We start from the raw sequence: 15,719 nt of genomic DNA, 5'->3' as shown, positions 1-15,719 counted from the left end.
GTCTCACGCAACGCAGCAGATCGTGCACCAGCTCTCAAGGAAAACCCATGTTCGAAACTCTCGCCCAGGCTGCGCGCCACCTGGCATGGCCCGCCCATTGCCAACCCATTTTCCCACCCGGCTTCGCCGCTCATCTCGGCGCCAGCCTGTTTGACCACTGCAACTACATGCTTACCCTGATCTATCTGATCGCCATCACCGCGGAAGCGATGACCGGCGCGCTCGCGGCCGGCCGCCGCAATATGGACATCTTCGGCGTTACAGTCATCGCCTTCCTCACCGCCCTGGGCGGCGGCACCGTGCGCGACATCGTGCTGGGCCGCTACCCGATAGGCTGGACCCAGCACCCGGAATACGTCGGCCTCGTCATCGCCGGCGGCCTGGCCGCCGTGTTCGTGGCCCGCTACATGAAACGCCTCAGCCGCGTCTTCCTGGTGCTGGACGCGCTGGGCCTGATCGCCTTCACCATCATAGGCTGCGGCGTGGCCCAGTCCATGGACTACCACCCGGTGGTGGTGGTGATGGCCGGCATGATCACCGGCATCGCCGGCGGCATCCTGCGCGACGTGCTGTGCAACCGCGTGCCGGTGGTGTTCCGCCAGGAGCTGTACGCCAGCGTCTCCTTCGCCGTGGCCCTGCTCTACCTGGGCCTGATCAAACTGGGCGTGCCGCATGACCTCAACGTGCTGGCCAGCTTCGCCGTCGGCCTCACCATCCGCCTGGCCGCCATCTGGCGCGAATGGCGACTGCCGGTGTTCATGTATCGGCACGATCTGCACTGAACACGCGGACAACGCCCGGCAAAGGCACCGCCAGCCGGGCCGCGCGGTAGCGCTTTACCCTGCGCCGCCCGCTAGATAAAATCAGCTTTTTTACCCCGTAACTGAAAGGAACACCCCATGCGTAACCGCTCTCCGCTCACCAACAAGGAACCCTTCATGACCAGACATTCCATAGGCATTGAGCTGAATGCGTACACTAAACTTGGGAATTCTCGCGCACATCGACGCTGGAAAAACTAGCCTTAGCGAACAACTGCTCTACACCACCGGAGCCATCCAGGCCGCCGGCAGCGTAGACCAGGGCAATACCCATACCGACACGCTCGCGCAAGAACGCCAGCGCGGCATCACCATCAAATCCTCCGTGGCGTCCTTCGCCATCGAAGACCTGTCCGTCAACCTGATCGACACCCCAGGCCACCCCGACTTCATCGCCGAAGTGGATCGCGTGCTGGACGTGTTGGACGGGATCATCCTCGTCGTCTCCGCCGTGGAAGGCGTACAGGCGCAAACCCGCATCCTGATGCGCGCCATCCAGCGCCAAGGGCTGCCCTGCCTGATTTTCGTCAACAAGATAGACCGCCGGGGCGCGCAACACGACAGCCTGCTGCGGCAAATCGCCCACAAGCTCAGCCCATCCGCCATCGCCATAGGCGAACCGCGGGACATCGGCACGCCTGGCGCCGGCTACCACGCCTATGACGCGGACCACATCGCCTTTCGCGCCCGACTGACCGAAACCCTGGCGGAAAACAACGACCGCATCCTGGCCGCCTATCTGGGCCAAAGCGCGCCGCCCTCCTACCAACGGCTGCGCGCGGAGCTGGCGCGGCAAACCCGGCGGGGCCAGGCGCACCCGGTGCTGTTTGGCTCCGCGGCCACCGGCGCCGGCTTGCCCGGCTTGCTGGCGGCCATCGCGGAACTATTGCCGGCAGCCGCCGGCGACGCAGACGGACCGCCGTCCGGCGCGGTGTTCAAGATAGAACGCGGGCGCGGCGGCGAAAAGATCGCCTATGCGCGGCTGTTTACCGGCAGCCTGCGGCTGCGCGAGCGGCTGTCGCTGGGCGGCCGCCAGGACAAGATCGCCGCCATCAAGGTGTTCGATCGCGGCGAAGCGCGCGTCGCCGCGTCCGTCCAGGCCGGCCAGATCGCCCTGCTGCACGGCCTGGAGGCCGCGCGCATCGGCGACGTCTTTGGCCCGGCGCGGCCGCGTGCCGCGCGCGCCTTCTCCCCGCCCACGCTGGAAACCCGAGTGAGCGCGCGCCATCCGGCGGACGCGCGGCGGCTATACGCCGCGCTGAGCCAGCTGGCGGAGCAAGACCCGCTGATCAATCTGCGGCAGGACGACGGCCTCCAGGAAGTGGCGCTGTCGCTGTACGGCGAAGTGCAAAAGGAGGTGATTCAGGAAACTCTGGCCAGCGACTACGGCATAGCGGCGGAATTCCGGGAGACCACCACGCTCTGCGTGGAGCGGCCGTCCGGCGTAGGTTTCGCGCTGATGGAAGCGCCCAACCCCTTCGTCGCCACCATCGGTTTGCGCCTGGAACCCGCGCCGGCCGGCAGCGGCGTCGAATTCCGCCTGGCCATGCATGAAGGCATGCTGCCGCCCGCCTACTTCAAAGCGGTGGAAGACGGAGTGCGCGCCGCCTTGCGCAACGGCCTGTACGGCTGGGAAGTCACGGATTGCCGCGTCACCATGACCCACTCCATCCGCCGCCGGCACTGGGGGCCGCTGACCACCGCGGCGGAGCACCGCGGCCTGGCGCCGCTGGTGCTCGCGGAGGCGCTACGCCTGGCCGGCAGCCATGTGTGCGAGCCCATCCAGCGCTTCCGGCTGGAGGTGCCGGCCGACGCGCTCAGCGCAATACTGTCCGCGTTGGCCTCGCTGCAAGCGCAGCCGGAACCACCGCAACAGCAGGCCGGCGGCTACCTGCTGACCGGCTGCATCCGCGCCGCAAAGCTGCAGCAATTGCAAGGACTGCTGCCGCCGTTGACCGGCGGCGAAGGCCTGCTGGAAACCATGTTCGACCGCTACGAGGCGGTGCAAGGGCCGCCGCCCAAGCGTCCACGCCCCGCCTCCGGCCCTCAGCTTCGGCCAGTAACGGCAGCGTCCCGCTAAACCCGCCCATCCCGGCGCTCCGGACTGCCCGCCTGGCGGGCAGTCTTTTTCATCCAGGGAAACTTCCTCGCCACCGGCCAGCCTATTCACCAGCCCCTCGCTATCAGCAAGCACTGCATGACACTCAAATCCAACACACCTCAGGCCCAGCGCCTGAACGCCGCCATTGCCTGGGCGCAAAGCCGTACTGACGTGGACGCGCTGATCCTCACCGGCTCCTTTGCCCGCGACGACGGCAGCGCCGACATTCATTCGGACCTGGACCTGGAAATCATCGGACCGGCCCCAACAACGCTGGCCGACAACGACGGCTGGCTGCGCGACATCGGCCCCCTGCTCACCGTGCTGCGCCTGGGCGAAGGCCAGGCCTGGCCCACCCGCCTGGCCATCTACGCCGACGGCGTCAAAATCGACTTCACCCTGGCCGGCCCCGCCCGGCTGCAAGCCATGCGCGAGCATGGGCTGGACCCGCTGTACCAACGCGGCTACCGCGTGCTGCTGGACAAAACCGGCGTGACCCAAGACCTGCCCGCGCCGCAAGGCCGCCCCGCCGCGCCGGCGCAGCCCACGGCGGAAGTATTTCGCGAGAGAGTGGAGGAATTCTGGTTCGAGGCCTTTCACATCCCCAAATACCTTGCGCGCGGCGAGCTGTTTGTCGTCAAACACCGCGACTGGACCATGAAGGAACTGCTGCTGGAAATGCTGGAATGGCACGCCCGCAGCCGCCCCGGCGCGGCGGCGGACTGCTGGCATATCGGCGCCCGGCTGCAACACTGGGCCGAGCCGGAACACTGGCAGGCGCTGCAACAGGTGTTTGGCCGCTTCGACGCCGCCGACACCGAACGCGCCTTCCACGCCACCCTGCGGCTATACAGCCAAGCGGCGCGCGAAGTGGCCGCCCGCGCCGGCTTCGACTACCCGGAAGCGGTGGAAGCCGGTATCCGCGACTTGATCCACGCGCCGTCCTAAGAGTCTGTTTACGATCTGCTGCGCTGCGGCGATACGGCGTTGAAAACACCTTCGAAATGCTCATGTACCATTTGTACACTCCGCTTTCTCAGCCGTTTTCGCCTTGTCTCGCTCTAGCTCGCGAGATCGTAAACAGGCTCTAAACCAACAGCGGCGCGGCGGCCCCACGCGTCGCGCCAGGCGGGAATGGTCCTTGGGCTTGACCTTTGGGCATGGTTAGATAGAATTCCCTATCTTTTAGGCGTTCGCTGCCGTTCGCCTATCTTCCCAGCCACGCGCCTCCTCTCAACGGAAGCACGCCAGCCAAGCCATACCGCAAACCGCCACGCCCCGTGGCCAGAGACTTTGTCAGGAACAAGATGCGTATCCACGCCCTTCTGCTGCCGCTAACGCTTTACAGTGCGGCCGTCAGCGCAGATTCACTCTCACCCTCCCACCCGGCGTTTACCCAAATCAACAAGGCCATGACGGATAGTTTTCGCATGCAGCAACAACTGATGCGAATGCCAACCCCGCCCGAGATGTTCAAAAGAGAGAAGCAGGAAGCGCCGCCGCTTCAGGACGAGGCGGAGGCAGTTGATCGCCGGCAGGCTGAATCTGCGAGTACGCCGCAACCGCAGCCAGGCCCTGATCAGCAGGCCGATAGCGATTAAAACCAGAGCGGGCTTGGCCCTGTCCCACTTGGCCGCCTCGACGCCGGCACAGGGCTAAAGCCGCCACAAACGGGCTGTTACAGCGGAGTGATCTCGCTGACCTCATGCTGAAACACATAAGGATCGGACAACAGGCCAAACTGCTCATCATCCGGATAAATGACGGCGATATGGTAGTTGTCGCCGGCAAACGCCTTGACCGCCTCCAGGTCCTCCCAATAAGTGGCCAAAAAGAAATGCATCCACTCCCCCTGCACTTCCTGACGGACAAACGCGCCTAAATTGCCCTTGATGCTTCTGGAGTGCTGGATGCCGGTTTGCTCCAAATGCGCGGCAAACCCCGCCTCATGCCACCGCGGTACACAGCCATGCCATGTTCTGACAATCATTTTCACGCTCCGTCTGAAATAGAACGATCGATTCTAGTCCGCCATAGCTGGCAACCCCAGCCGGCGTGTTCCGCTCCACATGCCGGCTGAAGCACAACCACCGCGCCTTGACCCTGCCCGCATAGTCGGCAACAATCCCCGCGTGCCGCAAAACACGGCACCGAGATTGGCATCTCGAAACGCCTGATGACCCAGGCATGCGCATCAACGCGCATGCTTGCGCTTTGCCATGCTTTAACGGCAGGCGCTTGGAGGGAGAGTGCTATGCGCTCGCCGGGGTTCGTCAGGCTCGGTAATGCCAATCCCATCACGCGCCTGCCAAATCCTCTCTCGGATAGGCAGCTTGTTAATCTTGTTTCATCGCAGGAGTAACGACATGCCGCAATCCCCCTTCCCGCGCCGACGGCGCTACCGCACCCCTGGCCTCGAAACCCAGGAAATCCTGCTCCCCTTCGTCAGCCGCCTACCCGGACGCACCTACCCGCACTACTGGCAAATGCCGCCGGCACCGCCCACCCCCGCCGAAGCCCACGCCTACGGCCGGGAATGCGCCGCCCACCTGCTGCAATGGTTCAAGGACAACCCCACCTACGTGGGCCAGGGCCTGATCAGCCGCATCGCTCGCGACATCGACTTCAGCCTTACCGAGCAGCGCGGCTACTGGCTGGGCTTCTTCAACCATCTGGAGCTGCTGATCTCGCTCAGCGCGCGACGGATGAATGTCTACGCCTACACCGACCATCAACACCAGATGATGGAGGCGCAGGTGGAGCGCTCCTTGCTGGAGCGACGGGTGTTGAAGAAGAGTAAGTAAAGGGAGCCCCCCGGCGAGAGCCGGGGGTTTGGTGTTATGGGGTGGGGGGTGGCTTGTCGGCCAAAGCGGACGTTTTCCCCAGCTGATTGAGCTGTCAGCTTCCGAATGTTGATCTACTAATCTTCCAGGGACTACTTCGTGGAATCAATTGGCTTGTGTTTATTCGAATGGAATATTATCTTATTGGCATGCATAGTACGATGATAGCCATCTAGAACGAACAGTAATCCACGGAGCCTAAGGGAGAGACCAATGCGCTTAAAGGCTGTTACGCTGAAAAACTTCCGCTGCTATGAGAGCGAAATCAATGTTGACTTTGCTGATCTCACTACCTTTGTTGGCCGGAACGACATTGGTAAGTCATCGGTTCTGGAGGCCTTGGAGATCTTTTTCAATAATGATGTTGTCTCAATTGAACAAAGCGATGCGAATGTACGCAGCGGAATCGAAACAGTCGAAATCACCTGTGAGTTTACTGATTTTCCCGATTCGCTAATCCTCGATGCTGGTGCTGAAACATCCCTTGCAGAGGAATTCCTGTTAACGGACATGGGAACTTTGAAGCTTCAAAAGGTTTATAACTGTGGCAACAAGAAGCCATCGCTTGAAATATTCGTGATTGCCAATCACCCTTCTGCACCCGGTTTTCAAAATCTTCTCGAGCTCAAAGAAAAAGACCTACAGACAAAAGTCAAAGAGTTGAAGCTGAATGTGCCGCTAAAGGGCAATCCCGGAATGCGTAAGGCGATCTGGGCCGCGGGAGGCGATTTAAAGCTCATGGAAACGGCAATCCCTGTTAGTAAGGCCAAAGAAGATGCGAAGAGACTCTGGGACCAGATCGAGAGTTACCTTCCAATATTCGCTCTCTTTCAAAGCGACAGAAGCAGCAAAGATTCCGATGACGAAGTGCAAAGCCCGATGAAAGCGGCTGTTGCTGCTGCATTGGCCGAGGTTCAGGCAGATATTGCTAAGATTCAGCAACGTGTCCAAGAGAAAGCTGAGGAAATCGCTAAAAATACCCACGAAGCATTGAAAACAATAGATCCTGGGTTAGCCAGCGAATTGAGTCCAGAATTCACCCCCCCAACAACTGCCAAATGGCAGGGGTTGTTCTCCGTCGGACTTAACACTGATTCCGGCATTCCGCTGAACAAACGTGGCAGCGGCGTTCGAAGGCTTGTTCTCGTTAGTTTTTTCAAGGCCGAGGCCGAACGCCGTCTACGCATTAGCAACCGTCGCAGCATCATCTACGCAATCGAAGAGCCGGAAACTGCCCAGCATCCCAACAACCAGCGGATATTGATCGAGTCGTTCAAGTATCTCTCCTTGGAAGCAGGATGTCAGGTCATCCTTACGACCCACAGTCCAGGGTTTGCCGCGGATCTTCCAAATGACAGCATTCGCTATATCTTCCGGGATAGCAAGACAGACAAGCCTGTTATTCAGGCTGGTGCAGACGTTTTCGGTGTTGTTGCAGAAGCTCTTGGGGTGACACCGGATAGCCGCGTCAAGGTACTGCTATGTGTAGAAGGTCCCACTGACGTATCCGCGTTAAAGGCCCTCAGCAAGGCGCTGCACGCCGAAGACAGTTCACTGCCAAACCTAGATAACGATGGGCGAATCGCGTTCGTTGTGCTGGGTGGTGGAACCTTGAAACATTGGGTTGATGAATACTACTTGCGAGCTCTAAACAAAAAAGAGTTTCATATCTACGACCGTGATGTTGCGAGTTACGCCGAAGCCGCTGCTAGGGTGAATGCGAGGCAGGATGGTTCTTGGGCCGTACAAACAGAAAAGCACGAAATTGAAAGCTATCTTCATTCGGACGCTATCTTCGAAGCCTTCAATGTTAAAGTCGAGGTGACTGATCATCCAGTAGATAGAAAGGCGACGCCAAAACGATTTTCGGAAGCTTATTCTGAGCTCCAGGGATTCGACGCGGTGATGGGCGATACGAAGGCAAAGCTCCGCCTCGCTGAACGAGCGTTCCCACTGATGACTGCGGCAAGGATTCATGAGCGAGACCCTCAAGGTGAGGTTCTTGGATGGATGACCAAAATTCGAGACATGATCCAGTAACCTATGCTTGTCCATCATGCAGGAGTAGTTTTATTCAGAGCCATTTGAAATGGAGCACAACGCGCTCCTTGCTTATTGAACGCCAGCTTTCCTCGCATCAAGATGGTTGAGATTCCGTAAGCTTATTATCTAGCATTCTGTTTAATATACTCAGGAAACGTCAAATTTTTATGTCAACTTCATTTGATTTACATCTGCTAGGTTGGAAGGCCTTTGAGGACCTTGTTGGTTGTATTTTTCGAGATATCCTCGGACAGACATTGCAGGTTTTTGCTGAGGGTGCAGACGGTGGTCGTGATGCAGCATTTTGTGGTTCGTGGACACAAAAGGATAAATCTCAAGCTTTCTTGGGAAGTTTTTGCATTCAATGCAAGCATACCAGTAAGCCATCCAATAACTTGCCGATCTCTATCGTTAATGATGAACTCGATAAAGTTAAACGACTTTCTTCTGCAGGTCTTTGCGACAATTATTTTCTATTGACAAACCATACACTGCCGGCAGGTGTTACTGAGGAAGCAGAAAAACGAATCATCGCCTCAGGAGCAAAGACTGCTCTTATTTTTGGCAATGAGTGGATAGGGAGAACGATTGCGGAGAACCCGAAACTTCGACGTTTGGTACCACGAATCTATGGGCTAGGAGATTTGACCCAGATCGTTACACATCAAGCCTATCGGCAAGCACGGGAGGTTCTAGACTCAATTGCACCAGATCTGGGATGTTTTGTTCCAACTGGAGCTTATCGTCAATGTGCTCATGCACTCCGGGAGCATGGTTTCGTTCTACTTTTGGGAGAGCCGGCTAGCGGAAAAACAATGATTGCCAATCTAATGGCTTTATCTGCGGCAGATGAATGGAAGCTTCAAACCCTGATGATTAGTAGCCCAGCAGATTTTTCCAAACTATGGAATCCAGATGATCCTGGGCAGTTTCTGTGGGTAGATGATGCTTTTGGTACCACTCAATACGATGCCAATCGCTCCAGCGAGTGGAACCAACTTTTACCGAAACTAAAAGCCGCGATTAAATCAGGGGCTCGTGTTGTTTTCACCTCAAGGGATTATATTTTTACAGCCGCGAAGCGGGATCTCAAAATAAGCGCATTTGAATTATTTGACGATAGTCGTGTTGTTATTCAAGTCGAAAAGCTTACTGATGTCGAGCGACAGATGATCCTGTACGGTCACTTAAAGGCTGGTTCTCAACCTTTTCAATTTAAGACCGATGTAAAAGCCTTCCTTGAGGATGCTGCGAAAACTCGAAAATTTCTGCCAGAGATCGCTCGTAGATTTGGAAATCCAAAATTCACTGGACAGTTGAGCCCCACAAGAGAGGGGGTTCTGGATTTTTTTGAAAAGCCTGTAAAGGTACTTTTTGATGTCGTAAGCAGCCTGGCTGCAGCCGAGAAAGCTGCGATTGGTCTTGTATTCATTGCAGGTGGAAGGCTGCCGATCCCCGTAAGCGCTGACCATAAGGTAACTGGCACACTCGATCTAATGGGTGTAACTTTGGGTGAGGTAAAAGCGGCACTAATCAGCTTGGATGACTCGCTACTAAAAAAGATTCGGGATGGCTCTTTTGAGTATTGGACATTCCGACATCCAACCATTCGCGATGCATACGCAACATTAGTGGGTAGTAATCCTGAATTGATTGATGTTTATCTTGCTGGAGTAAGTACTGAGCAAATGCTTTTAGAAGTAAGCTGCGGCACAGCATCCATTCAAGGCTCCAAGATTATAGTTCCTCCAGATCGGTATGATGTAATCATAAAAAAATTAAATGAATATAATCCTCCTTGGACTCCTTGGTCTGATCCAATAAAAGCTTTTCTGGCCACGCGCTGCCCTCCAGACCTTATTGCAGAGTATTTCTCTGGGAAGGACATTTCCTCATGCATCCCACAATCGGCATGGCGCATCACCCCCCATAATGCTGGAATGATAATCTTGTCAAGATTAGGTCAAGCCGGCCTGCTCTCGAATGAAATCCGGCAAGTGGCAGTCAATAAAATTATCAAAATTTCAGAGCGAGAGTATTCATGCCGATTTGCTATGAATTTTGGCGTTGGCGGGCTACTTACCACCGAAGAGGAAACTACTACAATCGACAATATTTCGCAGTCTATTTTGGAGAATAGCGATTTTATTCTCGAAGAACTGAAGGACGACTGGGATAGAGAGAGTGATCCTGAAGAATTATTTTCAGAAGTAGATGGAACACTTGCTTTCATTGAGATGAATGAAAGATTCGATGAGGATAGCCAGAAAAAGGCTACTTCCCTTCGCAACTTAATAAAAGAACTGGTTCGAGAACTTGGAAATGAGATAGAAGATGCCGAATATGAAAAGCTAGATACGGAGGAGGCTATTGAGGTGGATAGCACAACAGGGCGTAGCGTCTTCGATGATGTAGATCAGTAAGAAAGTGCATCACCCTTCGTTTACTAGATTCTTTTGTGGCTGTTTCCTATGCGAAAACAGCCACCTTGTATCATGCATGCGGATGTCAACAATGGCCGATTTCGAGACTCTGAGCAACAACTACTAGGCTTAATCCCCCCCTCAAAAAAACTTCAGCCCACCTAGCGACAAGCATCCACAATAGCGAAACAGAACAAATTATCATGCCGGCAACAAGCAAAGGCAGGCACTAATTCAATTGACTCCTCTGTCTGGATTCTAGAAGCGAACATGTAGCCATAAGCATTGGCACAAGGCTGGGCGTTACCACCACAGCCTCGCCCCGCCCTCCCATAACAGCCCCTCACTCTCCCCGCTTAAGCTGCTCCAACATCTCCTGCCACAGCTCCCGGTACACCGGATTGCTGGCGCCTTCGCCATGTCCGGGGTTGTCGGCATTGGGGCGGCGTATCGGCTTGTTCAGCGCGAACTGGTGGTCCGCCGGGATGCGCATGGCGTTGTAGGAGAGGCGGATGGCCGAGGCGAAGTTTTCCTGCACGTGATAGGTGCCGAACAATCTGTCCGGCGGCGTTGCGCCGGGGGAGGAGTACCAGGAGGCGATGCGGTTGTTGGCGCGCATGTCCCAGCCGCCGGAAAAGTCGATCACGCCCCGGACCGCCACGCGCTTGGCGATGTAGGCGGCCATGCCGCCGCCTTGGGATTGCCCGGACAGCACGATCTTGCTCCAGTCTATCGCTTGCTTGTCCAGATACTGTTCCCAACGGCCTTGGGGATCGGTCTTGGCCAGGTAGCGCAGCAGAGCGGCCAGTCTATGGACAATGGCGTCTTTGGGTTTGTCCTGAATCAGCGCGGTGGTGTTTTCGCCAAAGGCGCGCTTCTGGCGCAGTTGCTCCGCGCAGTCTGGGTTGGTCGCCAGCACCGGCCGGGTGCAGACTTGAGAAACCGCCGGCGTGTCGATGTAGGACAGGATAATGAAGCGGTAGCCCTGGGCCAGCGCGGTGTCGATAAGGGCCTGTTCTCCCACCACGGTGCGCGTGGTTTCGCCGCCGGTTCCGGGCAGGAAAACCAGCAACGGCGCCCGCCCGCCCCTCTCCGTTGAAAAAACGATGTGCGGCCCGCTGTTCGCCACAATCCGGCCATCGGTGTCCGCGGGGAGAATGTCCTTGCGGACGGCGTCCGCCCATGCCGCCGTGGCGGTGCTAAGCAGCAATGCCGCCGCGGCTGTCTTGCCGGCCCATTTGACCCAGTCTGTCATCGCATTCCTCGCATCTTGATAAGTGGATTGAATTGCCCCGACGGCCTGGGTTTGCATGAACCCTTGGCTAATTTGCTCAGACTCTACTCGCCATACTCTGCGCGCAAAAGCGTGGCATGGCGGGTTTAGGCCAAGAGTTTGTTTACGATTGTTTCCATGAACAAGTTTAAGGTCTCGCGAGCCAGCGCCAGACAAGGCGAGAACCGATGAGCATGTGGAATGCGCACGCGGGGAAGCTGCCCTGGGGCTTAATCAAGACCTCAGGCGCACATCCCAAGGCACGTCCCGCACGCTGAGTATGCGGCAGGCGCCGGCGTCGGGATGGAGGGGGTTGAGCAGGTAGTTGTGGGCGTTGGGGGCCACTGCGCTGGGCACTTGCAACGCGGCGGAGGCCTGGCGTTGCAGCCAGTGATGGCCCAGGCTCTGGGTGAGCGCGGGTTGCAGCGTCCAGTCCTCCGGCAGGCTGGCCTGGTCCAGCGTCTGCACCAGGCGGTCCGGCAGCTCCACTTGCAGCAAGGTGAAGGTGGCCGGGAGGATGGACACTTCCAGATGCACCAGCGCTTCCAGCATGGCGCTGGCCGGGTGGTCCGCCAGATAGACGATGGGCTGGCCGGCGGGGTGCCAGCGGCCGGGCCAGCGCAGCCCGCCCAGGCCGTTGAGGTCTGCGTAGCGGCTGATGCGCCAGACGATCACGCGGCGTAGCCTTCGTTGGCCTGGGCGATCAGTTGCTCCACCAGCCGCGCGCCGGGTTCGGTATGGGCCATGTCCAGCGGCGATTTGCCCTCAAAGCGATGCAGCGGCTTGCGCAGCCATTGGGCGGCGGCGTCCTTGTCGCCGAACAGCTCTTCCGCCAGCAGCAGCAGCTTGGCCACGCGCACGCCGCGTTCGGATTCCTCGGTGTTCAGCGTCTGGCCCTTCTTGATGCGATGGGACAGGGTGCGCGGCGGGATGACGAACTCCAGTTCGCCGCGGCTGAGGCCGGCGTCCACCAGGCGCTCCAGCATGCCGGTGTCCACGCCCAGTTCCACCACTTTGGCCACGTCGAAATCGTTGAGCATTTCCTGCCCCACCAACACGCTCAGTTCCTGCAACAGGCTGTGTTCCACCATGGGCGGGACCGGCGTCTCCGGCACGAATACTTGCAGCGCTTTCATGGTCCCTCCTTGTATTTGGCAATTTGCCCGTTAATTATCGGCATTTTGCTCAAACAAAACAAGGGCGTGGCTTGCCCGGCGGCGCCCAAGCCTTGCTCTAAATGCAACAGCGCATGCAAACCGGATGCTTTGATTGCGCCGGCCTGATTTTTGACGTTTGAAAACGGCAATGCGGATTTTATGCCTTTTACATTGCCGTGGACATGAAAAAACCTCATATCGACCCCATGCCCGGCCTTTGTCCCCCGCCTTGCCCGGCTTGACCCGGCATACACCCTATGTTCCCGTTTTGCGATGCAAAAATAACCATTAGGACTATCGGTACGGCGTGAATTATGATTGCGCCTATTCAATGAAGTCGCTCCGCTTCCCCTTCGTCACGAGGAGAGGCGCTGGCATTGAAACACTCCGTCGTTCCGGCCTGTGGGCCCATTCCTGATGTTCCAGAGTCCCGGCCAAGCTGGAGTCCATGCCAGCACGAAGCGCTGCGTCTTCACACATTGATGCAATCGCCAATTCATATGCGTTTGCTATGAAAAAAGATGAATATCAGCACCAATGGGGGGCATTATGTTAAGTCAATTCACGATTGGCCAGCGCATCGCCGCGCTGGCGGGCAGCTTGCTGTTTGCCGTGGCTTTGGTGGGCGGTTCCGGCTGGTGGTCCTTGAACCAGATGGATGGCGAGCTGACCTCGCTGTTTGACCAGAAAATCGCGTTCCGCTACCAGATGAACGCCATGCAGAGCAGCATGCTGCACATCCGCCAGGATGAGAAGAACATCTTCATCAGCATCGGCAACCCGGACAATTCGGACCAGAGCATCCAGACCAACAAGCAGTTGCTGGACAAGCACATCGCCGAGTTCAAGAACCAGGCCGGCGCCGCCAAGTCCATGGCCATGGCGGCGGATCACCAGAGAACCTTCGACAGCATGCTGACCGGCCTCTCCGGCTACGAGCAGGGCATGAACGGTCTGTATCAGAAGATCGCCAGCGGCGAAATCAGCCGGGCCAATGTCGGCGACGCCGGCATCGCGCCGTTCAAGCCCAAGCTGTACGAGGCGCGCGACGCGCTCAACAGCCTGAGCAAGCTGGCCGACGAGTCCGCGCAGGCCGCCGAGGACGCGCTGGCGGTCAGCATGAAGAACACCCGCAACATGATGCTGACCATCCTGGGCCTGGCCCTGGTGCTAGGCGTAGCCCTGGCTTTCGCCATCGTCCGCTCCATCACCCGCCCCTTGCAGGCCATGCAGCAGACCATGCGCCATGCGGCGGAGAAAAACGACCTAACGGTGACGGTGGATCAGACCGGCCGCGACGAGGTCAGCGAAACCGGCCGCGCGCTGGCGCAGCTGCTGGGCAATCTGCGCGCCTTCCTGCAACAGACCCGCGAGGACGCCAAGCAGGTGAACGACACCGCCCACGCGCTGTCCGGCGTGTCCCAGCGCATTGCCGAGGCGTCCCAGGTGCAAACCGACGCGTCTTCGTCCACCGCCGCCGCGGTGGAGGAGATGACGGTGAGCATCAACCTGGTGGCCGAGCACGCGGTGGAAATGGCCGGCGAGGCCAAGAGCAGCATGAACGAGGCGGTCAGCGGCAGCGAGGTGGCCGGCCAGGCCGCGCAGCAGATGTCCGAGATCGCCAGCGTGATCAGCCGCTCCGAAACCATCATCATTGGCCTGAACCAGCGTTCCGATGAGATCGGCAATATCGTGGACGTGATCCACGACATCGCCGAGCAGACCAATCTGCTGGCCTTGAACGCGGCCATCGAGGCGGCGCGCGCCGGCGAAACCGGCCGCGGCTTCGCGGTGGTGGCGGATGAGGTGCGCAAGCTGGCGGAGCGCACCGCGCAGGCCACCGGCGAAATCTCCGAGAAGATCAAGGCGGTGCAAGGCGACACCACCACGGCGGTGGCCAGCATGCGCGAAGCCACCGAGCGGGTGGAGGCCGGCGTGGCGCTGAGCGGCACGCTGTCCGAGCGGCTGGCGCAGATCCGGGTGCTGTCCACCCGCCTGCTGGAGAAAACCAGCGAGATCGCCGAGGCGATGCGCGAGCAGAGCACGGCCAGCAACGACGCCGCCAAGAACGTGGAGCGCATCGCCAATATGGGCACGGAAAACGGCTTGTCGGTGGAGGAGTCCTCCGCGATGGCGCAGCAGTTGTCCGGCCTGGCGCATGGGCTGGATGCGGCGATCAACCGCTTCCGCGCCGATTAAAAATAAGAAGGCTCAAACCTTGAACGCCTTCTAAAACCCAGCCTCTCAAACTTGAGGGCGCGTCCGGCTTGGTCCGGCCGCGCCCTCATGCCACAATCCGGGTTTTCGCCCGCCCTCTTCTCCACATGTCCGCCCTAGAACCGCTGTACGCGCCGTTCGCCGCCTCTCCCGCCGTGCTGCTGTGGCCGGCGCTATTCCTGTTGCTGAGCCGCCAGTTGCGCCGCCGCGCGTGGTTCTGGCCCTATGTGGCGCTGTCGCTGCCGGGCACGGTGTTGCACGAACTCTGTCATTTTCTGGTGGGCTTGCTGCTGCGGGCGCGGCCCAGCCGCTTCAGCGTGTGGCCCAGCCGCAACGGCCGGCAGCTGACGCTGGGCCAGGTGGGCTTCAGCCGGCTGACGTGGTGGAACGCGCTGCCCATCGGCATCGCGCCCTTGCTGTTGCTGCCGCTGGGCTGGGGCTTGCTGGCGCTGGCGGCGCGCTGGCCGTGGCTGAGCCCGGCGGCGGCCGGCCTGGGTTTTCTGGCGGCGCAGTGCTGGGACGGCTGCCTGCCCAGCAGTACGGACTTGAGCCACGCCGGCCGCTCCGCGCTGGCTTACGGCGCGCTGGCCTGCGGTTTGTTCGGCGCTTACGCGCTGCTGCATTACGGTTTCCGCGCGCTGGCCGGGCAATAAAAAACCGCCGGGAAACCGGCGGTTTTTAGCTGAGGCAAACGCGGATTTAGGCCGGCGCCATCCCCACCCAGCCCTGCGGGATGGACTCCAACAGCTTGCGGGTATAGCTCTGCCGCGGCTCGCGGTAGATCTGGTCCGCGTCCGCCTGCTCCACCACCTCGCCCTTATTCATCACCATCACCTGGTCA

14 protein-coding genes are annotated in these 15,719 nt (G+C 58.8%); 9 read left to right on the top strand and 5 right to left on the bottom strand.

Going from position 1 to position 15,719, the window contains the following annotated elements; translation table 11 throughout:
• Positions 1-47 precede the first annotated feature (47 nt).
• The 4 genes from JW897_RS22355 (at position 48) to JW897_RS22340 (ending at position 4,523) form a co-directional block, all read left to right on the top strand.
• Entirely contained in the window at positions 48-782 is a 735-nt protein-coding gene (locus JW897_RS22355; protein ID WP_231589184.1) for a trimeric intracellular cation channel family protein, read from the top strand.
• 187 nt (positions 783-969) lie between these two features.
• Positions 970-2,901 (top strand): elongation factor G, encoded by a 1,932-nt coding sequence (locus JW897_RS22350; protein ID WP_205467693.1) that lies wholly within the window; start codon positions 970-972, stop codon positions 2,899-2,901.
• Between the two features lie 117 nt (positions 2,902-3,018).
• A complete protein-coding gene (locus tag JW897_RS22345; protein WP_205467692.1) occupies positions 3,019-3,870 on the top strand; it encodes an aminoglycoside 6-adenylyltransferase in 852 nt (283 codons plus the stop codon).
• Positions 3,871-4,229: 359 nt separating this feature from the next.
• Positions 4,230-4,523 (top strand): hypothetical protein, encoded by a 294-nt coding sequence (locus JW897_RS22340; protein ID WP_205467691.1) that lies wholly within the window; start codon positions 4,230-4,232, stop codon positions 4,521-4,523.
• Between the two features lie 77 nt (positions 4,524-4,600).
• On the opposite strand, the gene JW897_RS22335 is transcribed toward JW897_RS22340, so the two are convergent.
• On the bottom strand, positions 4,601-4,912 hold the full coding sequence (locus tag JW897_RS22335) for a hypothetical protein (RefSeq protein ID WP_107732003.1): 312 nt from the start codon (positions 4,910-4,912) through the stop codon (positions 4,601-4,603).
• 376 nt (positions 4,913-5,288) lie between these two features.
• Between JW897_RS22335 and JW897_RS22330 the strand changes: the two genes are divergently transcribed.
• The 3 genes from JW897_RS22330 (at position 5,289) to JW897_RS22320 (ending at position 10,231) form a co-directional block, all read left to right on the top strand.
• Positions 5,289-5,726 (top strand): hypothetical protein, encoded by a 438-nt coding sequence (locus tag JW897_RS22330; protein WP_205467690.1) that lies wholly within the window; start codon positions 5,289-5,291, stop codon positions 5,724-5,726.
• 252 nt (positions 5,727-5,978) lie between these two features.
• Positions 5,979-7,805, top strand: coding sequence for an ATP-binding protein (locus JW897_RS22325; RefSeq protein ID WP_205467689.1), 1,827 nt, complete (start codon positions 5,979-5,981; stop codon positions 7,803-7,805).
• A gap of 170 nt (positions 7,806-7,975) precedes the next feature.
• Positions 7,976-10,231 (top strand): nSTAND3 domain-containing NTPase, encoded by a 2,256-nt coding sequence (locus tag JW897_RS22320; RefSeq protein WP_205467688.1) that lies wholly within the window; start codon positions 7,976-7,978, stop codon positions 10,229-10,231.
• A gap of 343 nt (positions 10,232-10,574) precedes the next feature.
• Here the strand turns inward: JW897_RS22320 and JW897_RS22315 are convergent, their stop codons facing one another.
• From JW897_RS22315 to JW897_RS22300, 4 genes are all read right to left on the bottom strand, one after another.
• Entirely contained in the window at positions 10,575-11,486 is a 912-nt protein-coding gene (locus tag JW897_RS22315) for a BPSS1187 family protein (protein WP_205467687.1), read from the bottom strand.
• Between the two features lie 252 nt (positions 11,487-11,738).
• Positions 11,739-12,179 carry a type II RES/Xre toxin-antitoxin system toxin gene (locus tag JW897_RS22310; protein WP_205467686.1) on the bottom strand — a complete coding sequence of 147 codons (441 nt, stop codon included), beginning with the start codon at positions 12,177-12,179 and terminating at the stop codon, positions 11,739-11,741.
• On the bottom strand, positions 12,176-12,640 hold the full coding sequence (gene parS / locus JW897_RS22305; protein ID WP_048412277.1) for a type II RES/Xre toxin-antitoxin system antitoxin: 465 nt from the start codon (positions 12,638-12,640) through the stop codon (positions 12,176-12,178). The genes JW897_RS22310 and parS overlap by 4 nt, the downstream gene beginning before the upstream one ends.
• On the bottom strand, positions 12,637-12,858 hold the full coding sequence (locus JW897_RS22300; protein ID WP_205467685.1) for a hypothetical protein: 222 nt from the start codon (positions 12,856-12,858) through the stop codon (positions 12,637-12,639). The genes parS and JW897_RS22300 overlap by 4 nt, the downstream gene beginning before the upstream one ends.
• A 352-nt stretch (positions 12,859-13,210) precedes the next feature.
• Between JW897_RS22300 and JW897_RS22295 the strand changes: the two genes are divergently transcribed.
• Together JW897_RS22295 and JW897_RS22290 are read left to right on the top strand one after the other, a co-directional pair.
• Positions 13,211-14,860 carry a methyl-accepting chemotaxis protein gene (locus JW897_RS22295; RefSeq protein WP_205467684.1) on the top strand — a complete coding sequence of 550 codons (1,650 nt, stop codon included), beginning with the start codon at positions 13,211-13,213 and terminating at the stop codon, positions 14,858-14,860.
• A gap of 125 nt (positions 14,861-14,985) precedes the next feature.
• Positions 14,986-15,531 (top strand): hypothetical protein, encoded by a 546-nt coding sequence (locus JW897_RS22290; RefSeq protein ID WP_205467683.1) that lies wholly within the window; start codon positions 14,986-14,988, stop codon positions 15,529-15,531.
• Positions 15,532-15,719 lie beyond the last annotated feature (188 nt).

It is taken from the genome of Chromobacterium alkanivorans (assembly GCF_016937655.1).
In the GTDB taxonomy this organism is placed as follows: domain Bacteria; phylum Pseudomonadota; class Gammaproteobacteria; order Burkholderiales; family Chromobacteriaceae; genus Chromobacterium; species Chromobacterium alkanivorans.
The sequence above is the reverse complement of the archived record's forward strand: the minus strand, read 5'-3'. Positions and strand labels throughout refer to the sequence as shown.